At 45.0% G+C, this 18,175-nt stretch carries 18 protein-coding genes and 1 pseudogene; all 19 read right to left on the bottom strand.

Going from position 1 to position 18,175, the window contains the following annotated elements:
• Position 1: 1 nt before the first annotated feature.
• Positions 2-1,744, bottom strand: a complete 1,743-nt coding sequence (locus HMPREF9389_RS01895; protein ID WP_002930843.1) for an ABC transporter ATP-binding protein — start codon at positions 1,742-1,744, stop codon at positions 2-4.
• Positions 1,745-1,831: 87 nt separating this feature from the next.
• Complete coding sequence (locus HMPREF9389_RS01890; protein ID WP_002930844.1) at positions 1,832-2,503, bottom strand: MmcQ/YjbR family DNA-binding protein; 672 nt, start codon at positions 2,501-2,503, stop codon at positions 1,832-1,834.
• A 34-nt stretch (positions 2,504-2,537) separates the two neighbouring features.
• Positions 2,538-3,170, bottom strand: coding sequence for a copper homeostasis protein CutC (locus HMPREF9389_RS01885; protein ID WP_032906600.1), 633 nt, complete (start codon positions 3,168-3,170; stop codon positions 2,538-2,540).
• 64 nt (positions 3,171-3,234) lie between these two features.
• The gene (locus tag HMPREF9389_RS01880) at positions 3,235-4,095 is read right to left on the bottom strand and encodes a GNAT family N-acetyltransferase (RefSeq protein ID WP_002930847.1); all 861 of its coding nucleotides are present in this window, start codon (positions 4,093-4,095) and stop codon (positions 3,235-3,237) included.
• 90 nt (positions 4,096-4,185) lie between these two features.
• Positions 4,186-4,785 (bottom strand): hypothetical protein, encoded by a 600-nt coding sequence (locus HMPREF9389_RS01875; protein WP_002917067.1) that lies wholly within the window; start codon positions 4,783-4,785, stop codon positions 4,186-4,188.
• Between the two features lie 203 nt (positions 4,786-4,988).
• On the bottom strand, positions 4,989-6,035 hold the full coding sequence (rfbB, locus tag HMPREF9389_RS01870) for a dTDP-glucose 4,6-dehydratase (protein ID WP_002930848.1): 1,047 nt from the start codon (positions 6,033-6,035) through the stop codon (positions 4,989-4,991).
• A 242-nt stretch (positions 6,036-6,277) separates the two neighbouring features.
• Positions 6,278-6,871: a dTDP-4-dehydrorhamnose 3,5-epimerase family protein gene (locus tag HMPREF9389_RS01865; RefSeq protein ID WP_009443641.1), complete on the bottom strand. Its 594-nt coding sequence runs from the start codon at positions 6,869-6,871 to the stop codon at positions 6,278-6,280.
• 4 nt (positions 6,872-6,875) lie between these two features.
• Positions 6,876-7,745, bottom strand: coding sequence for a glucose-1-phosphate thymidylyltransferase RfbA (rfbA, locus tag HMPREF9389_RS01860; RefSeq protein ID WP_002897349.1), 870 nt, complete (start codon positions 7,743-7,745; stop codon positions 6,876-6,878).
• 134 nt (positions 7,746-7,879) lie between these two features.
• Positions 7,880-8,704, bottom strand: coding sequence for a ZIP family manganese transporter TmpA (gene tmpA / locus HMPREF9389_RS01855; protein ID WP_002930849.1), 825 nt, complete (start codon positions 8,702-8,704; stop codon positions 7,880-7,882).
• A 22-nt stretch (positions 8,705-8,726) separates the two neighbouring features.
• A pseudogene (locus tag HMPREF9389_RS0111370) lies at positions 8,727-9,258 on the bottom strand (NUDIX domain-containing protein).
• Position 9,259: 1 nt separating this feature from the next.
• Positions 9,260-10,354, bottom strand: coding sequence for an NAD(P)/FAD-dependent oxidoreductase (locus HMPREF9389_RS01850; RefSeq protein ID WP_002930854.1), 1,095 nt, complete (start codon positions 10,352-10,354; stop codon positions 9,260-9,262).
• Positions 10,355-10,365: 11 nt separating this feature from the next.
• Positions 10,366-11,163 carry a Nif3-like dinuclear metal center hexameric protein gene (locus HMPREF9389_RS01845; RefSeq protein ID WP_002930855.1) on the bottom strand — a complete coding sequence of 266 codons (798 nt, stop codon included), beginning with the start codon at positions 11,161-11,163 and terminating at the stop codon, positions 10,366-10,368.
• A complete protein-coding gene (locus tag HMPREF9389_RS01840; RefSeq protein ID WP_002930856.1) occupies positions 11,150-11,839 on the bottom strand; it encodes a tRNA (adenine(22)-N(1))-methyltransferase in 690 nt (229 codons plus the stop codon). Before HMPREF9389_RS01840 ends, HMPREF9389_RS01845 begins: the two co-directional genes overlap by 14 nt.
• A gap of 141 nt (positions 11,840-11,980) precedes the next feature.
• Positions 11,981-12,769 carry a glutathione-dependent disulfide-bond oxidoreductase gene (yghU, locus tag HMPREF9389_RS01835; protein WP_002930857.1) on the bottom strand — a complete coding sequence of 263 codons (789 nt, stop codon included), beginning with the start codon at positions 12,767-12,769 and terminating at the stop codon, positions 11,981-11,983.
• Between the two features lie 67 nt (positions 12,770-12,836).
• Positions 12,837-13,517, bottom strand: a complete 681-nt coding sequence (locus tag HMPREF9389_RS01830; RefSeq protein ID WP_002909462.1) for a DnaD domain-containing protein — start codon at positions 13,515-13,517, stop codon at positions 12,837-12,839.
• 8 nt (positions 13,518-13,525) lie between these two features.
• Positions 13,526-14,467, bottom strand: coding sequence for a homoserine O-acetyltransferase MetA (metA, locus tag HMPREF9389_RS01825; RefSeq protein WP_002930858.1), 942 nt, complete (start codon positions 14,465-14,467; stop codon positions 13,526-13,528).
• Positions 14,468-14,614: 147 nt separating this feature from the next.
• Positions 14,615-15,127: an adenine phosphoribosyltransferase gene (locus HMPREF9389_RS01820; RefSeq protein ID WP_002906315.1), complete on the bottom strand. Its 513-nt coding sequence runs from the start codon at positions 15,125-15,127 to the stop codon at positions 14,615-14,617.
• Between the two features lie 230 nt (positions 15,128-15,357).
• On the bottom strand, positions 15,358-15,852 hold the full coding sequence (locus HMPREF9389_RS01815) for a hypothetical protein (RefSeq protein WP_002930859.1): 495 nt from the start codon (positions 15,850-15,852) through the stop codon (positions 15,358-15,360).
• Between the two features lie 46 nt (positions 15,853-15,898).
• Positions 15,899-18,118: a single-stranded-DNA-specific exonuclease RecJ gene (recJ, locus tag HMPREF9389_RS01810; protein WP_002930862.1), complete on the bottom strand. Its 2,220-nt coding sequence runs from the start codon at positions 18,116-18,118 to the stop codon at positions 15,899-15,901.
• Between the last annotated feature and the right edge of the window lie 57 nt (positions 18,119-18,175).

Below are 18,175 nucleotides of genomic sequence, written 5' to 3' on the forward strand. Positions count from 1 at the left end.
GTTAATCTTCCTCCTTCAAGCTTTCTGCCAGCTGCTGATTATGGTATGTCTGAGCATACCAGCCTTTTTGCTCCAATAGCTCTTGGTGAGTGCCACGCTCCTTGATTCGTCCCTCTTCCATAACCAAAATCAGGTCTGCATGCACCAAGGCCGACAGCCGATGAGCAGTGATGATGGTAGTCTTGCCAGCCCGCTCTGACTTTAGATTTTCTAAAATCAGATGCTCCGTCTTGGCATCAACAGCCGACAGGGAATCATCCAAAATCAGAATCTCAGGATTGGTAATAATAGCTCGACTCATAGCTAGGCGCTGCTTCTGTCCACCAGACAGAGACAAGCCCCGCTCACCGACAACCGTATCCAGCCCCTCTGGCATAGCCTGAATATCCTCATAAACACCGCAGAGTTGAGCAGCAGCTAGAACCTGGCTATCTGTCAGCTGAGGGTTAGCAAAGCGGATATTGTCCCGAATGGACAGAGCAAAAAGCATCTGTTCCTGTGGTACATAGCCGATAAGACGGCGCAAGTCTTTGAGGCGGTACTCTCGAATATCATGGCCATTCAGATAGATAGCCCCCTCCTGAATATCCTGCTCCCGCAGCAGCAAGCGCAGAAGAGTGGTCTTCCCTGAGCCCGTCTGACCTACAATTCCCAGTGTCTGTCCCTGCTCAATGGAAAAATGAATATCCGATAAACTAGTCTCCTCTGCATAAGCAAACTTCTGAATGTCATAATCCAATCGACCATTTTCCGCATGAGAAAGGGGTTGTTCAGCTTCCTTGACATCTGACTCCTGAGCCAGCAGTTTCTCGATCCGCTCATAGGAAACGGCACCCCGCTGGCCGATGTTAAAAAGATAGCCTGTAGCCTGCAGAGGCCAAACCAGCATATCCAGATAAGTGATAAAAGTAACCAACTCTCCTATGGTAAACTGTCCTTGGGAGATAAAAATTCCACCGAAAATCAAGGTCAAAACATAAGAAAGGCCGATAAAAAGCAAAACCAAGGGGTCAAAAAGTGAATCGTACTTGGCAGCCAAAACGTTTTTTTCGTAGACCTCCTGATTGGTCTGTGCAAAAGACTGAGTCTCAGCTTCCTGATAGCCAAAGGATTTGGTCACTCGAATCCCTGAAACGCTCTCCTGAACCTTATTGTTCAAATCCGAAAATGCCTCTTGAGCAGCCTTAAAACTTTCATGATTTTTACGACCAATCAAACCTGTTCCCCACGACAAGAAAGGCATGGGCACAATGGCAATCAAAGTCAGCCGCCAGTCCAAAATGAAAAACATAGTTAGCAGGGTCACCAAGGCTGTAATAGAAGCATCCACAGCTGACATGACTCCGCCACCAGCCAGACTGACAACCGCATTGATATCATTGGTCGCATGAGCCATCAAGTCCCCTGTTCGGTATTTCTGATAAAAAGAGGGAGACATGTGAGTAAAATGCTCGAACAATCGAGAGCGCAGAATCCGTCCCAGATTATTGGATGTCCCTAAGATATAAAGGCGCCAGACATAACGCAGGCTGTACATGATAAAAGCTGAAGCAATCAGCAACAGCAAATTAAAGAGCAGCTCTTGAGAAGTCAGATGTTTGCTAGCAATTCGGTCAATAACCTGACCGATGACTCTAGGCGGTATCAGATTGAAGACACTGACCCAGGACAAGGCCAAGATACCAATGATATAGCGCCGCTTTTCCAACTTAAAAAACCAGGCTAATTTTCTAATAAGGTTCATAATTTCTCCTATTCTTACTAGTCTTTTTATTATACTGTTTTTTGAGGAAAAATGAAACACAGCGGATTGGAGCGCTGTGCTTCGATTCTATTTTTTACTGGTCAGCTGGTAACTTACAGCCAGCAAATCAAAGATTTCCTGATCGCTCAGGGTATCATCCAAGGGCAGACTGAGCCAATATTTCTTATTCATGTGAAAGGCCGGGTAAATCCCCTTTTTCTGAATCAGCTCTGCCACATGGTCATTCTTAACATTCAGCACCTCAATAGCGCCGCTTCGCTCTGCTTCAAACTTAGACCAGTCTGTGGTCAAAAAAGCCCCATACCATTTTTTACTGTCCTGGTGGCGGAAAACCCCAGCTTTAGTCGAGCTCTTTCTGGAAGACTTCTCCCAGAGGTACTCAATCTGACCCTGATAAACCTCAGCTGCATGATTCCGCAGTCGCTTACTCTGCTCATAGAGAAAGCCAATCTCGTCAAAACAGTGCTGACGGATAGCCAGCAGTGCTGCCTGACATGCTTCACGAACCTGACCGACAAACTCCCCCGTCACCTGCTCCATCTTGACCTGTAGATAGGCATCATCAGTATCACAGTCAAAGACCTGATAGTACAGCTTCCCATCTCTGATAGTCACTTCCAAGCGAAAGTCACCCTTCATAATCTTCTGCGAGAAATGGTAAGCTCCATCAGACTCATTAAAGCCGTAAGTCTGAAGCTTATCTGGATTAGCCTTGTATTTTTCAAATAGTTCCAACATCTACTTAGCCACTGCTAGCGCAGCTTCCCCCTCCTTAAAATACAATTTTAGTTCCATGCAGCTGGTCAACTGCCAGACTGTCTATAACTTCCTGACGATTGCCCAGATGAATGCCACCGCCCGGCATGATATCAATCCGATCAGCAGCATGCTCGATTAATTCGTCCAGCCAAGCAAAATGCTCCTCAATCGGCTCATTAGCAGGTCCTCCGTGGGTCAAAATTCGCTGGACGCCGTTCTCAATCAGCCAGTCCATTTCGCCAAACTGGTATTCAGCGGGTATCGCGTCAAAAGCCATGTGAAAGACTACTTCCAGTCCCTTGCAAGCCTCTAGCAGGCGCTGCATCTTCGGAACATCTATTTCGTTCTTCTCCGTCAAGACACCAAAAACGACTCCCTGACTGCCGGCTTCCTTGGCTTTTTGGATATCAGTCAGCATAATCTCAATTTCAAGATCAGTGTAAACAAAATCACCGCCCCGTGGCCGAATCATGGTCATCACAGTCGCACCATAAAGCTTGGCTACGTCAACTGCTGCTTGAATCACGCCATAGCTGGACGTCGTGCCACCGACAGCCAGATTATCACAGAGCTCAATCCGCTGGGCTCCAGCCTTCATAGCCTTTTCTAACAAGGTTACATTTTCCGCACAAAATTCATAAAGCATCATCTCACCTCTGATTCAATATATTGATTCCATCTATCTATTATAACACAAGAGCTTCGCGATATCAGCTCTTATCAAATTTTCTAGCTTCTCTCTTACACCAATCAAGCCAATGGATCTGATAGTCTTCCTTGGACAAGATGCGGTTCTGTAAATCAGCTATAGAGAAGATGCCTCTTTCCTCACAAGTCTGGACACAGTATCGATAAAAGTCCCAGTTAAGCTCGTCCCTATCATAATAGATGGGAATATGAGAAAGGCCAGCCTGATAAGCCTTAAAGGCTCTGCTATGTCCATCAGTAAAGAAAATTTTGCCATCCATGCGCTTGACAGGTAAAGCTTCAAGTTCTTGTTGGTCAAAATCAATACAAATCCTGTCCAGCTTTTCCCGTGAAAGGTAGAACTGACTGGGCTGAATCTGTGCCAAGGGCAAGGTCAAATCAAGTGTATAAGATTTGCCTTTCTCCATAGCATGAGTTGGATAGAAACCAAGCGACTCAAACAAACTGCGAGAGGACTGATTGAAATCATAAATTTCTTGAACTACTAGTTTTTGATAGCCTAGATTGCGTGCGCGCTGTATCAAAGCAGAAAGAACTTTCTTGCCAATGCCTTTCCCGCGGTAGTCCGCTTTTCCAATGACAATCGGCAAATCATCTTGCCAAAAGGTCACATCCCCAATGGGTAGCCAGCACTCCTTCTCCCATACTTCAATAAAATACACTTCACCTTGCCTGGCAAGATATTCATACATCCTTTGAACTCGCTCTGGCGGATAGGGGTCTCTACTACCATCAATCATATAAATCATATCTGGATCTTGGTACCAGTCTATGGCCAACTCAAACTCGCCATCATAGGCTCGCAAACGCAGATTGTCATCAATAACAATCAACTCCTCTTGCAGGATATTAGGAATAGGCATCTTTTCTCCCTCACAATGCTATTGTTCAAATAATAGTATAAAAACTCCATTTGATTCGGAAGACTTCTTCCTCAAATGAAGTTTTCTTTTTTAGATTCCATAACCCATGCTGAACTGGATTTTAGCAGCTCCATTCTGGAAGCTGATTTTGTTAATGCTGTATTGACTCTGCGGCAGAGCTAGAAGGAAACTATCTCCCTCCGTCGTGATAGATGAATTTGAAGCCTGCATTTGTTGCTTCAGCATGCCTGTCACCCAAGATTTAGGGATAGGAAGAGAGCCTAACTTAGCACTATCAATTGTGATGTGCAAGACATTATCTCTCACCGTCACATCCACCTCTAAGTCCAGCTTACTGTCAATGAAGAGCAGTTTGACTGGATACTGGATGCGCAGCTTATTGCCTTCAATACTGTAAACACTGTTCAGCAGCTCCTGATTCTCAGAGTCAGCCAGAAAAGACTTGAGCACCTGATTAAGCTGGACGCTATTGAGAGAAACTTCCGTGCTGACTCCCTGAGCCGTCACATTGGCATTGCTCAAAGCTGGCTCAATAATACTCATCCAGGAAGCACTGCCTTGAACATTCTTTAATTGTTCACTTTGATTAACAGATGCAGGAACCAGAAACAGGACTGCTGCAAGCAACAGCACCAAACCAATTCCCACTACTCTTTTTACCATTTTCATGTTTGTATTCCTTTAATTTGAGAAAATCCCTTTAGCTAAAAACACAGAAAGGATTTATCTTATTTTACACTATTTTTGCATAATTTTCTGTAACAAACATATTAAAAAGCTAACAATCCTGTGAGAAAAGGCTGGGACAGATAATCCCAGCCTCTCAATCTCATAGCGCTAGTTTTACAAGGCTCATCATAGATAGCCTATTCTTACTTAATCACTTCTTGAGTCTTAGCATAGTTGGCTTCAACTGCTGCTTTTTCTGATTTCCACCAGTCTTGGTTATCCGTGTACCACTTGATAGTCTCTTTGAGACCTGCTTCAAAGTTGGTAAACTCTGGCTTCCATCCTAGCTCATCGCGAAGCTTGCTGGCATCAATGGCATAGCGGAGGTCGTGGCCGGCACGGTCTGTCACATGATCATAAGCATCAGCTGGCTGTCCCATTTCCTTGAGAATCAGCTCCAGCACTTCCTTGTTATTTTTTTCACCGTCAGCACCAATCAAGTAAGTTTCGCCGATTTGTCCCTTGGTCAGAATTGTCCAGACGCCTGATGAATGGTCATTCGTATGAATCCAGTCACGGACGTTTTTACCTTCACCGTAGAGTTTTGGCTTGATACCACTCAGGATATTGGTGATTTGGCGCGGAATGAACTTCTCGATGTGCTGGTAAGGTCCGTAGTTGTTTGAACAGTTAGAAATAGTCGCTTTAACGCCAAATGAGCGCACCCAAGCTTTAACGATTAAGTCTGAAGCTGCCTTGGTTGATGAGTAAGGCGAGCTTGGATTGTACTTGGTTTCAGCCGTAAATTTCTCACCTGGTCCTTCTCCATGACCTGGCAAATCTTCACGCAGAGGCAGGTCCCCATAGACTTCGTCAGTCGATACATGGTGGAAACGAATGTCGTATTTACGAGCTGCTTCCAAGAGTGTGTAAGTTCCGATAAAGTTGGTGTGGATAAACGGACTCGGGTCATTGAGTGAGTTGTCATTGTGGCTTTCTGCCGCATAGTGAACGATAGCATCAGCTCTAGAAGCCAGCTTATCTACCAAGGCTGCATCAGCAATATCTCCAACAACCAACTCAACGCGGTCGCCTAAAATTTCTTCAATATTAGCTCGATTACCCGCGTAAGTCAGCTTGTCCAGCACTGTCACATGGACATCTGGAAAGTTATTGTAAACATAGTGGACAAAGTTAGAACCGATAAATCCAGCTCCACCTGTCACGATAATTTTTTTGTATTCAGTCATTTTTATTCCTTAACTTTTTTATAATTGCCTTAAGTGGTGGGGACGCAAGCAAACCTTCGGTTTCATTGCTTATTTTTGAGCCTCATGTCTCAAAAATCCCCTGTCATGTAACAAACTAAACAATTTGTTACATGACTTACACCACAGCGGCAATCATTTCTTCCACTCGCTTCGCTCGGATAGGAGCTGAGCTAAATCATATATTTCAATATCAATTAATAAATCAGAAAAGAATTCTTTTTTTACAAATCTTCTTTTCTTAGAGGTTTGACATCCTTAAGTAGTGGATGGTTCTTGTCTGCTTCTGAGACTTCTGCTGCTTCTAGGTTTTCCCACTGGATGCCTAAAGCTGGGTCTGCATAGTTGACAAAGGCATACTTAGGTTTGAGTTCCAAAGCCCAGTAGTCATTCACCAGATAGCTATAGGAAACGGTGTCAGAAAGGACTTGGAAGCCGTTGGCTACACCACGTGGCACAAAAATCCCCTTGCTGGCATCGATTACTGTCTGGTAGGTATTGCCAAAGGTCTCGCCCTCACGAAGGTCGACCCAAGTTCCCAGCACCTTACCGTCATCAGCAACAGAGATGTACTTGTCCCATGGTTCAGCATGAAGACCACGCAGGACATTTTTACGAGAAAAGCTGACATTATTTTGCAGTTTTCCTTCTGCAAAGAAGCTTTCAGGGAAGCCTAGCGGCAGCATTTTTTCCTTTTGAAAATTCTCTTTAAACCAACCTCGGTTGTCCCCCCGCACAGGAATATCAAACTCCAGCATTCCAGGAATTCCAGGAACCTCACGCGCTGCTAATTCCTTATCAAAAAATTGTTCCGTCATCTTCTTATTCTTCTCCAATCAAGCGCAAGAGATAGTGACCATATTCATTCTTTTTCAATGGCTGCGCCAATTCATGCACTTGCTCTTTAGTGATATAGCCCATACGATAGGCAATTTCTTCCAGATTTGCCACCTGAACGTTCTGCATCCGCTGAACTGTTTCGATATATTGAGCTGCCTCTAAGAGACTTTCATGAGTTCCTGTATCCAACCAAGCAAAACCACGTCCCATGAGCTCAACAGACAAATCACCACGATCCAAGTAGGCCTTGTTGACATCTGTGATTTCCAGTTCTCCTCGAGGACTTGGTTTAATGTTCTTGGCAATTTCTACAACATCGTTATCATAGAAATAGAGTCCAGTCACTGCATAGTTAGAGCGCGGCTGTTCCGGTTTTTCTTCGATGGAGATAGCATTCATATTCTCATCAAATTCTACAACACCAAAGCGCTCTGGATCCTTGACATGATAGCCAAAAACAGTTGCTCCTTTTTCCTTAGCTGCAGCATTTTGGAGCATCTTACTTAGACCTGGTCCATGGTAGATATTATCCCCAAGAATCAGCGCCACGCGATCATCTCCAATAAAATCAGCCCCAATGATAAAGGCTTGTGCCAGCCCGTCTGGACTTGGCTGCTCTGCATAAGAGAGCTTGATACCAAACTCTGAGCCATCACCCAGCAGATCCTCAAAACGAGGCAGATCTGTCGGAGTAGAGATAATCAAGATGTCCTTGATACCAGCCAGCATAAGAGTTGACAGTGGATAATAAATCATGGGTTTATCATAAACCGGCATGAGCTGTTTTGATGCAGCGCGGGTCAATGGATACAAACGTGTACCAGAACCACCTGCAAGAATAATACCTTTCATATGAGTTTCCTCTCTTAATGTATTCTCCTTATTCTACCATTTTTGAAAGCGGATGTCATCCTTTTCACTACCCTTAAATAAAAGAAAAAGAGCAGAAATTCCGCTTTCTTCCGCTCTTTGATTCTAAGTTGGTATCAACCCAAAGCCACATCCAAGACCATCATGAGAACAAAGCCCACCATGAGACCTAAAGTCGCCACATCGGTATTGCCATTGGTCTGCGAATCCGGTATCAGCTCCTCTACCACCACGAAAATCATAGCACCCGCCGCAAAAGATAGGGCATAGGGTAGAATAGCCGTCATGGCCATGACAGCTACAGCACCCAGAACAGCACCAATTGGCTCTACAATTGCGGACATGGAACCCCAGTAAAAGGCTTTAAGCCTAGACTTGCCGTCCGTCCGAATCGGAATGGACAGAGCAGCCCCCTCTGGGACGTTTTGCAGGCCAATTCCCAAAGCTAGGCCAATCGCACCGACAAAGGCTTCCGGACTAGGATTAGCGGCCAAAGCACCAAAGGCTACTCCGACTGCCAAACCTTCTGGAAAATTGTGAATGGTAATGGCTAAGAAGAGCAGGGCTGTCTTAGACAGCTTCTTTCGGCTATGTTCGGGAACACTCTCTGCCTCCGAAATATCCTTGCTCAAGTGCAAGTGAGGCACCACCGCATCAATCATCCGCAGGAAAAAACCGCCCACTAAAAAGCCAATCGCTGCTGGCAACCAGGATAGCTTGCCATAAGAACTTTGCGCATACTCAATCGACGGTGCCAGAAGTGACCAAAAGGAAGCCGCAATCATAACGCCTGCCGCAAAGCCCATCATAATATCCAGCAGCTTGCGGCTGACCTTTTTAAAGAAAAATACAACAGCCGAGCCTACAATGGTACACCCCCATGTAAAAAGCCCAGCCAAGAATGCCTGCATAACCACAGGCTGCGATCGTAACCAGTCCATAACTTCTCCTTATCCTCTAAAGTCAATCATACAAGATCGTCTTGGTTTCCCCTATACAGTGTTTTTCCTCATTCCAGTAGTGAATCCGCTCAAAAGATCCTTTCCGCCAGTACAGAGGCAAACGTTCACGTATGTCATCCTGCATGTCTATTTGGTCAAGTTCCGAAATCTTCCACCATTTGGGCTCCCCTTCATGATCGTTTCCCCTAACTTGTCCTTCAAAGGCAGTACAAAGAAAATCGTAATACACATACCGTTCTTTTTTACTCGGATTAGTGAAACCTGAAATTCCCTTCAATTCCAAGTTTAGAGCAGTCAGCCCCGTTTCTTCTTTTAACTCGCGCCTTGCAGCTTCAAAAAAAGGTTCTGGAAACTCTTACGAAGGTGAAAAGCTAAGCTTTTTCTATCCCCAACCTTCACCAGTCTATCCCCAGACTGGTGAAGCCGCCTGGTTGTATCCACCCTTTAAAGTTATCATGCTGGCGATTAAGCAGTAAAATTTCATCATCTTTTTTTACACAAACATTGACCCAATTCAAAATAGTTTCTGTCATATCAAACCTTCTTCACATACCGCTCAATAGGATAGTCAGCTGGATTCAGCAGCCCCGCTTCTCCTAAAGCCATCTGGGCCAATTGGCATCCGATGAGCAGGCCAGTTGTCAGACCAGAAGAGCCTAATCCGCTGGTAGCGTAGACATGCGGTAAGTCTGGCACAACTCCAAAGAAAGGAGAAAAGTCGCTGGTATAAGCCCGTGTTCCCACGCGCTCACCTAGAATCTCTGCAGTAGCCAACCTCGGCAAGTAAGTTTCCGCTTCTTGCTGCAACTGGTTCAACACCGTCTTATCTACCGTTAAATCAAAGCCCTGATCATTTTCATGGCTAGCACCGACGCTGACCTTGCCTGCCAGAAAGGGAATGATATCCAGCTCGCCCTCAGGCATAACAACAGGGTAGTCATCCGTCTTTTCAGCCAGCCTAAAATCACGTAACTGTCCCTTTTGCGGCCGAACATCTGCCTTATAGCCCAGCGGCTGCAAGATTTCTCTCAGCCAAGCCCCCACAGCTAAGATGACACAGTCAAAGCTGCGTCCGTCCACAAGAAGTTTCTCTCCTTCTACTGTCAATCGTACCTTTTTCTCAACCAGTTCTGCCTTACTGGCTTTCAGAAGCGTCTCCGTCAAGAGTACTCCCTCTACACGAGCCCCGCCGGAAGCATAGAGAAGTTGCTCAAAGCCTTGCAAATCTGGAAATTTCTTCTGGACTTCCTGACGGCTGAGAAGACTCAACTCCCCAATTAGAGGCGACTCTTCCCGACGATTAACAGCCAAATCATAAAGCTCCTGCAGCTTGCTCTCGTCCTTTTTCAGCAGATAAACACCTGTCTGTTGGTAAAAGTCTGTCTGGATTCCAGCCTCTTTCAGTTCCGTAATCAAGTCCTGATAAAAATCAGCGCCCAAACGCGCCATCCTATACCAAGCCTTGTTGCGACGCTTGGAAAACCAAGGACTGATAATGCCAGCGGCTGCCTTGGTTGCCTGCCCCTTGCCGTCATCAAAGACAGTCACTTCCACATCTGGTGATTTGGACAGATAGTAAGCTGCTGTTGAGCCGACAATCCCAGCACCAATTACTGCTACTTTTTTCATGTCGATTCCTCTCAAATATGTCGGAAAGGATTGGTCGAAGCCTGACTAGCTAGAATCTCAATCTCCCATCCCTCTTCTGCCTTCCAAGTATCAAGCTTTTCTTTTAATTTTTCCGTAAAAAGAACCTCGATATGATGTCCAGGATCCAGCGCCAAAAGCCCCTCTGTCAGCATTTCCTGGGCAGTGTGATAGTAAATATCACCTGTAATGTAGACCTGCGCTCCCTTGGCAATGGCCTCCGGATAAAAGGACTGACCGCTGCCACCACAAATAGCAACTCGCTCAATCACACGATTGAGATCCGCTTCTTCATAAGTGACCAGACGCAAACTATCCAGTCCAAAACTTGCCTTGACCTTAGCCGCAAAGTCCCCAAAGGTCTGAGGAGCAATCCTCCCCACGCGACCAATACCGTTTTCTGGCCCCGTCTGACTAAGAAAACTTGTCTCCTCAATCTCCAACCGTTGACAGAACCAATCATTGAGCCCGTCCGCCACAACATCAATATTAGTATGGCTGACATAGACAGCAATATCATGCTTGATGAGGTCTAGAATCATCTGATTTTGCGCCTTATCTGCCACTAGGTCCTTGAGCGAGCGAAAGATAGGCGCATGTTTAACGATAATCAGTCCAGCGCCAGTCTCAATAGCCTCCGTCACCGTCTGCTCGCGAATATCCAGAGCCACTAGAACCTTATCCACTTCTTTATCCAAAGTCCCGATTTGCAGGCCTGAAATGTCGCCCTCCATGGACAGTTCCTGTGGACAATAGGCTTCATAACGGGCGATGATTTCACTTGCTAGCATGGAGTACCTCCTTGATACTTTCGATTTTTTGGGACATAGCAGAGCGTTCCAGCTCATTTTTTTCTGGGATACGAGCCAGTGCTTCTTCGAGTTTCTTCAGTTCTTTCTGCCATCTTAGCTGAAAAGCGGGTGACTGTTGCTTCATCAGAAAAGGCCCGAAACGCTTTTCTTGCTCTGTCAAAGTTTGCTGGCCAGCTTCTGCTACCAGGATTTCGTAAAACTTACCAGCCTCTTCTAAGATATCCTCAGCCAGCAAGCGAAAGCCGTTAGATACCAGCCAGCTGCGAAGCTCATCCTCTCGGTTATTGGGCTGCAAAATCAAGCGGGAAATAGCTCCAAGCTTAGCTCTGCCATTTTCCAAAATCTCTGAAATCAAGCGACCACCCATGCCAGCTATAACGATGGTGTCAATCTGATCCTCCGCTTCCAAAGCCGCCAGACCATTAGCCAAACGAACTTCAATCCGCTCCGTCAGCCCATGCTCTGCCACATTTTTCTGAGCAGACTGAAAAGGCCCCTCTACCACTTCTCCGGCCAGAGCCTTCTCAATCCGTCCCTGCTGAATCAGGTAAATAGGCAGATAGGCATGATCGCTCCCAACATCCAGCAACTTTGCACCCTCCAGCACAAAAGCAGCTACTCGCTCCAAGCGTTGGGAAATAGTCTTTTTTTGCATTGCTTACTCTTTTCTAAACATTCTTCTATTCAGTATATCATTTTTAAGGGTATAAAAAAAGCAACGAAAGAAAAATCAGCCTGTTGATAAACTGATTTTGTCTCGCCACTTGATGATGGGGTGTTCCTACCCATCACTTTTTTATTTGATTTCCTGATACTCGGCAGCTAAACCACGCTGGACTGCCGGACGAGCTGCAATCTTCTCCGCCCAAGCAGATAGATGTTTGTAGGATGCAGCATCCAAGAACTCAGCTGCGCCTGGATAGAGCTTATCCTGCACCAACTGCCCATACCAAGACCAGATAGCAATATCAGCAATACTGTAGTCTTCTCCAGCGATATAAGCTTTCTTAGCCAATTCTTTGTCTAATAAATCCAGCTGTCTCTTGGCTTCCATGGTAAAGCGGTTGATAGGATATTCTAGCTTTTCTGGAGCATAGTTAAAGAAATGACCGAAACCACCGCCCAAGAAGGGCGCCGCGCCTGTCTGCCAGAAGAGCCAGTTGAGCACCTCAGTCCGACCAGCCAAATCTGACGGAATCAGCTTTCCAAACTTCTCCGCCAGATAGAGCAGGATATTTGCTGATTCAAAGACAAGAATCGGCTTATGACCTGACTGGTCCAACAAGGCCGGAATCTTGGAGTTGGGATTGATTTTCACAAAATCTGAGCCAAACTGGTCGCCATCCATGATGCTGATCTTATAGAGGTCATAGGCTGCCTCAGTGATATCCGCTGCCAGTAGTTCCTCCAGCATAATCGTCACCTTGACCCCATTTGGAGTACCAAGTGAATATAGCTGAAAAGGCTCTTTACCGACAGGAAGCCTCTGCTCAAAGCGCACGCCAGCAGTAGGCTGATTGATACCTGAAAATTTTCCTTGGTCGCTGTCCGCAGCAGACCAGACTTTTGGCAATTGATACGTCATACTTTTCTCCTTTTTTATAAAACCAAGGGCCTGTCATATCTAACAGGCCACTATAAATCTAATAAAGTCAGTCCTTCCACAAATTCATGGCATTGAGGAAATCATCTGAAACTGTCACATTTTGAGGATTAGCTGCTTCACGTTCTTCCCGTTTGGCTTCTACCTGAGCAAGCGTAGTGATGCCTTCCTTGCGCCAATTGCGCAAGATAGCCTGAATATACTTCCAGTTGGCCTTGCCATTGAACACAGCTTCACGAAGGGCAGCCTTGACCAAGTCAGGATTGGTTTTGTCGTCTTGAACAGTCTTGGTCAAGTCCTCAATTTCAAAGGGTGTCAGGAGACGGCCCAACTCCTGCTGAAAGGTCTCAACCAAATCTTTCAAGACATTCTGAGGTGCCTTTGCCACAGTCTGATGACCACTTTTGGCTGCCAGCAGTTCATCCAGCTTTTCCAAAGCCGGTGAAGCATCAAAGATAACCTCTGTCTCTCCATTCAACTCAATGGTCTTATACTGCAAGAGACCTTTCTCCGTCAGATGGGACATAGAGCGATTGACTTCTGACAGAGTCTTACCAATATGCTCCGCAATCTGACTAGGTGCCAACTCTTCCAAGGAAGTCGTATTTTGCAGATAGAAAAACTGCCAGACCAAAAAATCATCGCTGGAATCAAAGATGTCCTTAAAATGTAAAAGAAGGGCACTCGGGATTACTAGATTGCCCGATTTAAAAGCTGATAAATAAGTCATGTCACCTCTTATAGATAAGCAAAAAACGATACATCATTTTCAGGACTTTCCCAGTCAAAAGGCGTCTCCTGATAGACAGCGTAATTGACCCAATTACTGAAAAAGAGTGCTGCGGCCGAACTCCAACGCAAGGCCGGTGTCGCATGGACATCATCGTTTTTGAAATAATTCTCTGGAATGTGTGGGTTCTTCCCTGCCTTCAAATCGCGGAAATATTCCTTAGATAAAGTATCGCGGTCGTATTCCATATGACCGAAACTATACACCTCTCGCAAGTCCCGGCTAGCCAATACAGAGAGGCCCGTATCCTCTCCATACGAGAGAATTTCCAGATTAGTCAGATTGACAATATCTTCCTTTAGAACTTCCGTATGACGGGAATGCGGCGCATAAAACTCATCGTCAAAGCCACGAAAAAGCAGATTACTGCTGTCAGCTGACTGGCTATAGACCCCCGAAAGCTTGCGCGTCATCTGGTGCTTGTCCACGCCGTAGCGAGCGTAAAGTCCAGCCTGAGCTCCCCAACAGATATGCAGAGTCGAAAAGACATGGGTCTTGGACCATTCAATCACCTGCTGGAACTCTTCCCAGTAGTCCACCGCTTCAAAAGGCAGATGCTCTACCGGCGCACCAGTAATAATCAAGCCATCAAAATAGCGATTTTTAACCTCATCAAAAGTCTTATAGAAAGTCTCCATATGCTCTGCACGTGTCGTTTTAGACTGATGAGAGCTCATGTAGAGGAAGTCAATAGTCAACTGCAGTGGCGTATTAGCCAAGTGGCGCAGTATCTGAGTCTCCGTCACCATTTTCTGGGGCATGAGATTGAGTACCAGAATATTCAGAGGGCGGATATCCTGATGGTCCGCCCTGTCGTCATCCATGACAAAGATATTCTCAGAACTTAAAATGTCAACAGCTGGCAGTTTCTTATCAATCTTAATTGGCATGAAAATATCTCCTTCAATCGTTAGAAAGGCTTGGAAATACTTTTCCAGCCTATTCTTTGTTTATCCAATGTACTTTCATTATACTGAAAGGAGATATAGTTTTCAATTATACTTTTTCTCTAACTAGATATAGCTAGAAACTATGTATTAATAGTGCATCAGAACCTTATAGTCGTAATCGCCGATAACTTCGCGACCCTTGAGCTCATCCAGCTCAATAAGGAAGGCACATCCAGCTACTACACCGCCAAGGCGCTCAATCATCTCAATCGTCGCCTTCACTGTTCCACCAGTCGCAAGGAGATCATCTACGATTAGAACGCGTTGACCTGGCTTGATAGCATCCGCATGCATGGTCAGGGTATCCATGCCATACTCTTTTTCATAGTCGGCTGAGATAACTTCACGAGGAAGCTTGCCAGGCTTGCGGACTGGAGCAAAGCCAATTCCCAACTCAAATGCAACCGGACAGCCCACGATAAAGCCACGAGCTTCCGGTCCAACGATCATGTCAATCTTCTTGTCTGTCGCATACTGAACAATCTCACGAACAGCGTAGCTATATGCATTTCCATCTGCCATCAATGGGCTGATATCACGGAATGTCACGCCTTCCTTTGGATAATTTTCGATTGTTGCAATGTAGTCTTTTAAATTCATGATATACTTTCTTTCAAAAAAATTTTTTACTCTCTATTATATCACTTTTTCATCCAAATGGTAACAGAAAACTTATTTTTTAAGGGGATAGATTATTTAATTTAAAAGAGGATGTTTCATTCATTTATAGTCCACCATATTGAGGCTGGGATAGAGTGGGTTATTCTTTATAATCGTTTTTTTCTAGGCAAGTCAAAATTAAATGTATTGCTCTAAATAAAGTGGTGTTGCTATTTCTTGTTCATATTTTTTACAATATCCTTCGTAAATAAGCCTAATAAGTCCAAATCATTAGATGGATTAATCTCAAATATTGAAAATACAGATTTTTCAAGAAAATCATTCAATTCTTTATAATTCGACATATAACTATATCCTTGAGGAGCACTAAATCTCGGCGATAATTCTTTAGCTTGTTTTAATGATATAGGCGAGTCAAGAAGAGATAGGGAGTAAATTGGAGAAAAATACTTGGCACCTTCTTGCAAATGGTTTTCCAAATATGAACGACTACTATTTGCTAAATCTGAATTTTCTAAAAAGTGTTGGATATTATTACGCTGACCTAAAATCATTTTCCCAACAATCATCTTAGCGGGTGAGGAAAGATATAAATAAGCTACCGTTTCTTTTTCAGGAATCCTTGAACGATATTCAAAATGCTTTTTTACTGTTAGCAAAGCTTTAAAAAATTCAGGTTTAAAGCTCAGGATAATTTCATTCATCTAAAATGTTCTCCTTTGCAAGACTTTGGCTTAGTCTTGTAACATCTCATCTCTCCATCAAATAATCATAAATCTCCTGCACAGTGCCCAGAGCCATGAGTTCTTGTTCCTTGACTAGGCGCTTGAGATCTTGGTAAATCCGACTGCTTTCAATTTCTTTCTTTTCAGCTTCCTTATTGACTGTCATGACGCCTTCTGTGATGCTGACAAAGCCTAACTCTTCAAAAATCTGAATCATTTTGACCAGAAGAATAGGGTCAATTTTCAGGTAAGCTGCTAGATCCTTGAGCTTATAGCGAACATCAAACTCGGGGAACTGATAGATTGTCTTGTAAAGTTTGGCAAACTGCTCACGGTTACCATAACCTGTAAGATAGTATGGCTTGGCAATCTCATTCTTAAAATAAATCGCTTCGAAATCCTGTGATTGAAGAATCTTCTTCAAGACCTGCAAATCATCAGGCAGGTCATAAACCACAACTGCTCTGCTATTTGCCAAATCCGGCAATTCCTCTGTGAAACGCAAGACTGGAACCTTGTCAGGCAGCGTCGCATTTTTGCTGCGGATATTGAAAAGCTGAACACCGTCCACACGGGCATCTACCAGCATGAGCTGGAGACTGGTCTGTCCATTCCATTTATTGACAGAGAGGCTGACCGCCAGCTCCAGATTCTTTGTCTGGGCAAACTCTGTCGCCAGGCTTCCTTGCCCAAAAGCTACTACTTCAAAAGATGCATCTTGCTGAGAAATTTTCAGCTTGAGATGGCTATTGCCAGCCCCCATGGTCCGAGCATTGTCCACTTTAAAATCCTTGAGGTAAAAAAGCGGCTTCTTATTATCCATACCAAAAGGCGCCAGTTTTTCGAAGCTTTTGAGCGTATCCAGGGTCAGTTCTGGCAAGTGCAGTTCCTCGTCTAAATACAGGGCTGTTTTGCCAGTCAAATCCAAATCATTATCTAAGATATACTCTGTCAAGATATCAGCAAGCTCCGCCAGCTTGTCTGCTTTAAGAGTCATTCCAGCTGCTCCAGCATGGCCACCAAAGGCTACAAAGAGGTCACGATGGCTGTCCAAGGCCTCAAAAATATTGACCGCTTCAATACTGCGGGCGCTGCCCTTAGCGATGCCATCCTCAATATTGAGCACTATGACTGGCTGGTGCAGCTCTTCCAGCAAACGCCCAGCAACAATCCCTAGCACACCGGGATTCCAGCCTTCCTTGGCCAGCACCTGCACTGGTCTCTTAAGATCCAGCATGGTTTGTGCCTCTTCATAAATCTGCTGGACGATTTCCTTACGCTCGTCATTTTTCTGGTTGATCATAAGAGCAATGTCACGAGCTTCTTCATCGTCAAAGCCTGTCAAAAGCTCAATCGCTGGATTGGGATCATCCAGCCGTCCCAAGGCATTGAGTCTGGGGGCAAGCTGGAAACCAACCGTTTCTTCATCCAGTTCATCTGACTGAATACCAGCGATTTTGAAGAGTTCCTGAAGTCCTACTCTCTGGGTGTTTTTGAGGACGGAAAGGCCGTATTTGACTAGAATCCGATTTTCCCCCGTCAGACTGACCATATCGGCAATAGTGCCAATGGCAACCAAGTCCAAAAGTTCGACTTGGACTTCTTCCAGCAAGGCTGTTGCCAGCTTAAAAGCCACCCCGCAACCGGCTAGATGCTTGAAAGGGTAATCCGCTCCGCTATGTTCCGGATGGACAATCGCATAGGCGTTTGGCAGCTCCTCAGGCATGGAGTGATGATCCGTCACGATGACATCCACGCCGAGAGACTGGGCCAGCTCGATAGCTTCAAGGCCAGCCACTCCATTATCTACTGTAATAATGAGCGAAACTCCTTGATTTTCAATAAAATACTTGTAAACACTGCTATTAGGACCATAGCCATCCGTAAAGCGATTGGGCAGATAAACCTGACACTCAGCCCCCAGCTGCTCCAAGGCTTCCTTGACAATCGATGCCGAGGTCATCCCATCAGCATCATAATCGCCATAGATCAAAATCTGCTCGTAATTCTCAATCGCCGAGCGAATGCGCTCCACTGCTCGCTCCATATCATGCAGGTCATAAGGGTTGTGAAGCTGGTCTAAACTAGGCTCCAAAAATTCCTGTAAAGACTCTTCAGTCTGCACACCTCTTTGGTAAAGAAGACTGGCAGCGGCAGGTTCTAATCCAGCTTTCTTAGCCTTTTTTAAAAATTTTTCGTCTGTAAAATTAGTGGCAAACTGCCAGTCGTATTTTGAGCTAATCATGATGAGTGAAACACTTTCTCCGTTCAATCTTGTCTGAATATTATAACATGAAAGAGG

The organism is Streptococcus sanguinis SK355 (assembly GCF_000212855.1).
Taxonomy (GTDB): Bacteria; Bacillota; Bacilli; order Lactobacillales; family Streptococcaceae; genus Streptococcus; species Streptococcus sanguinis_A.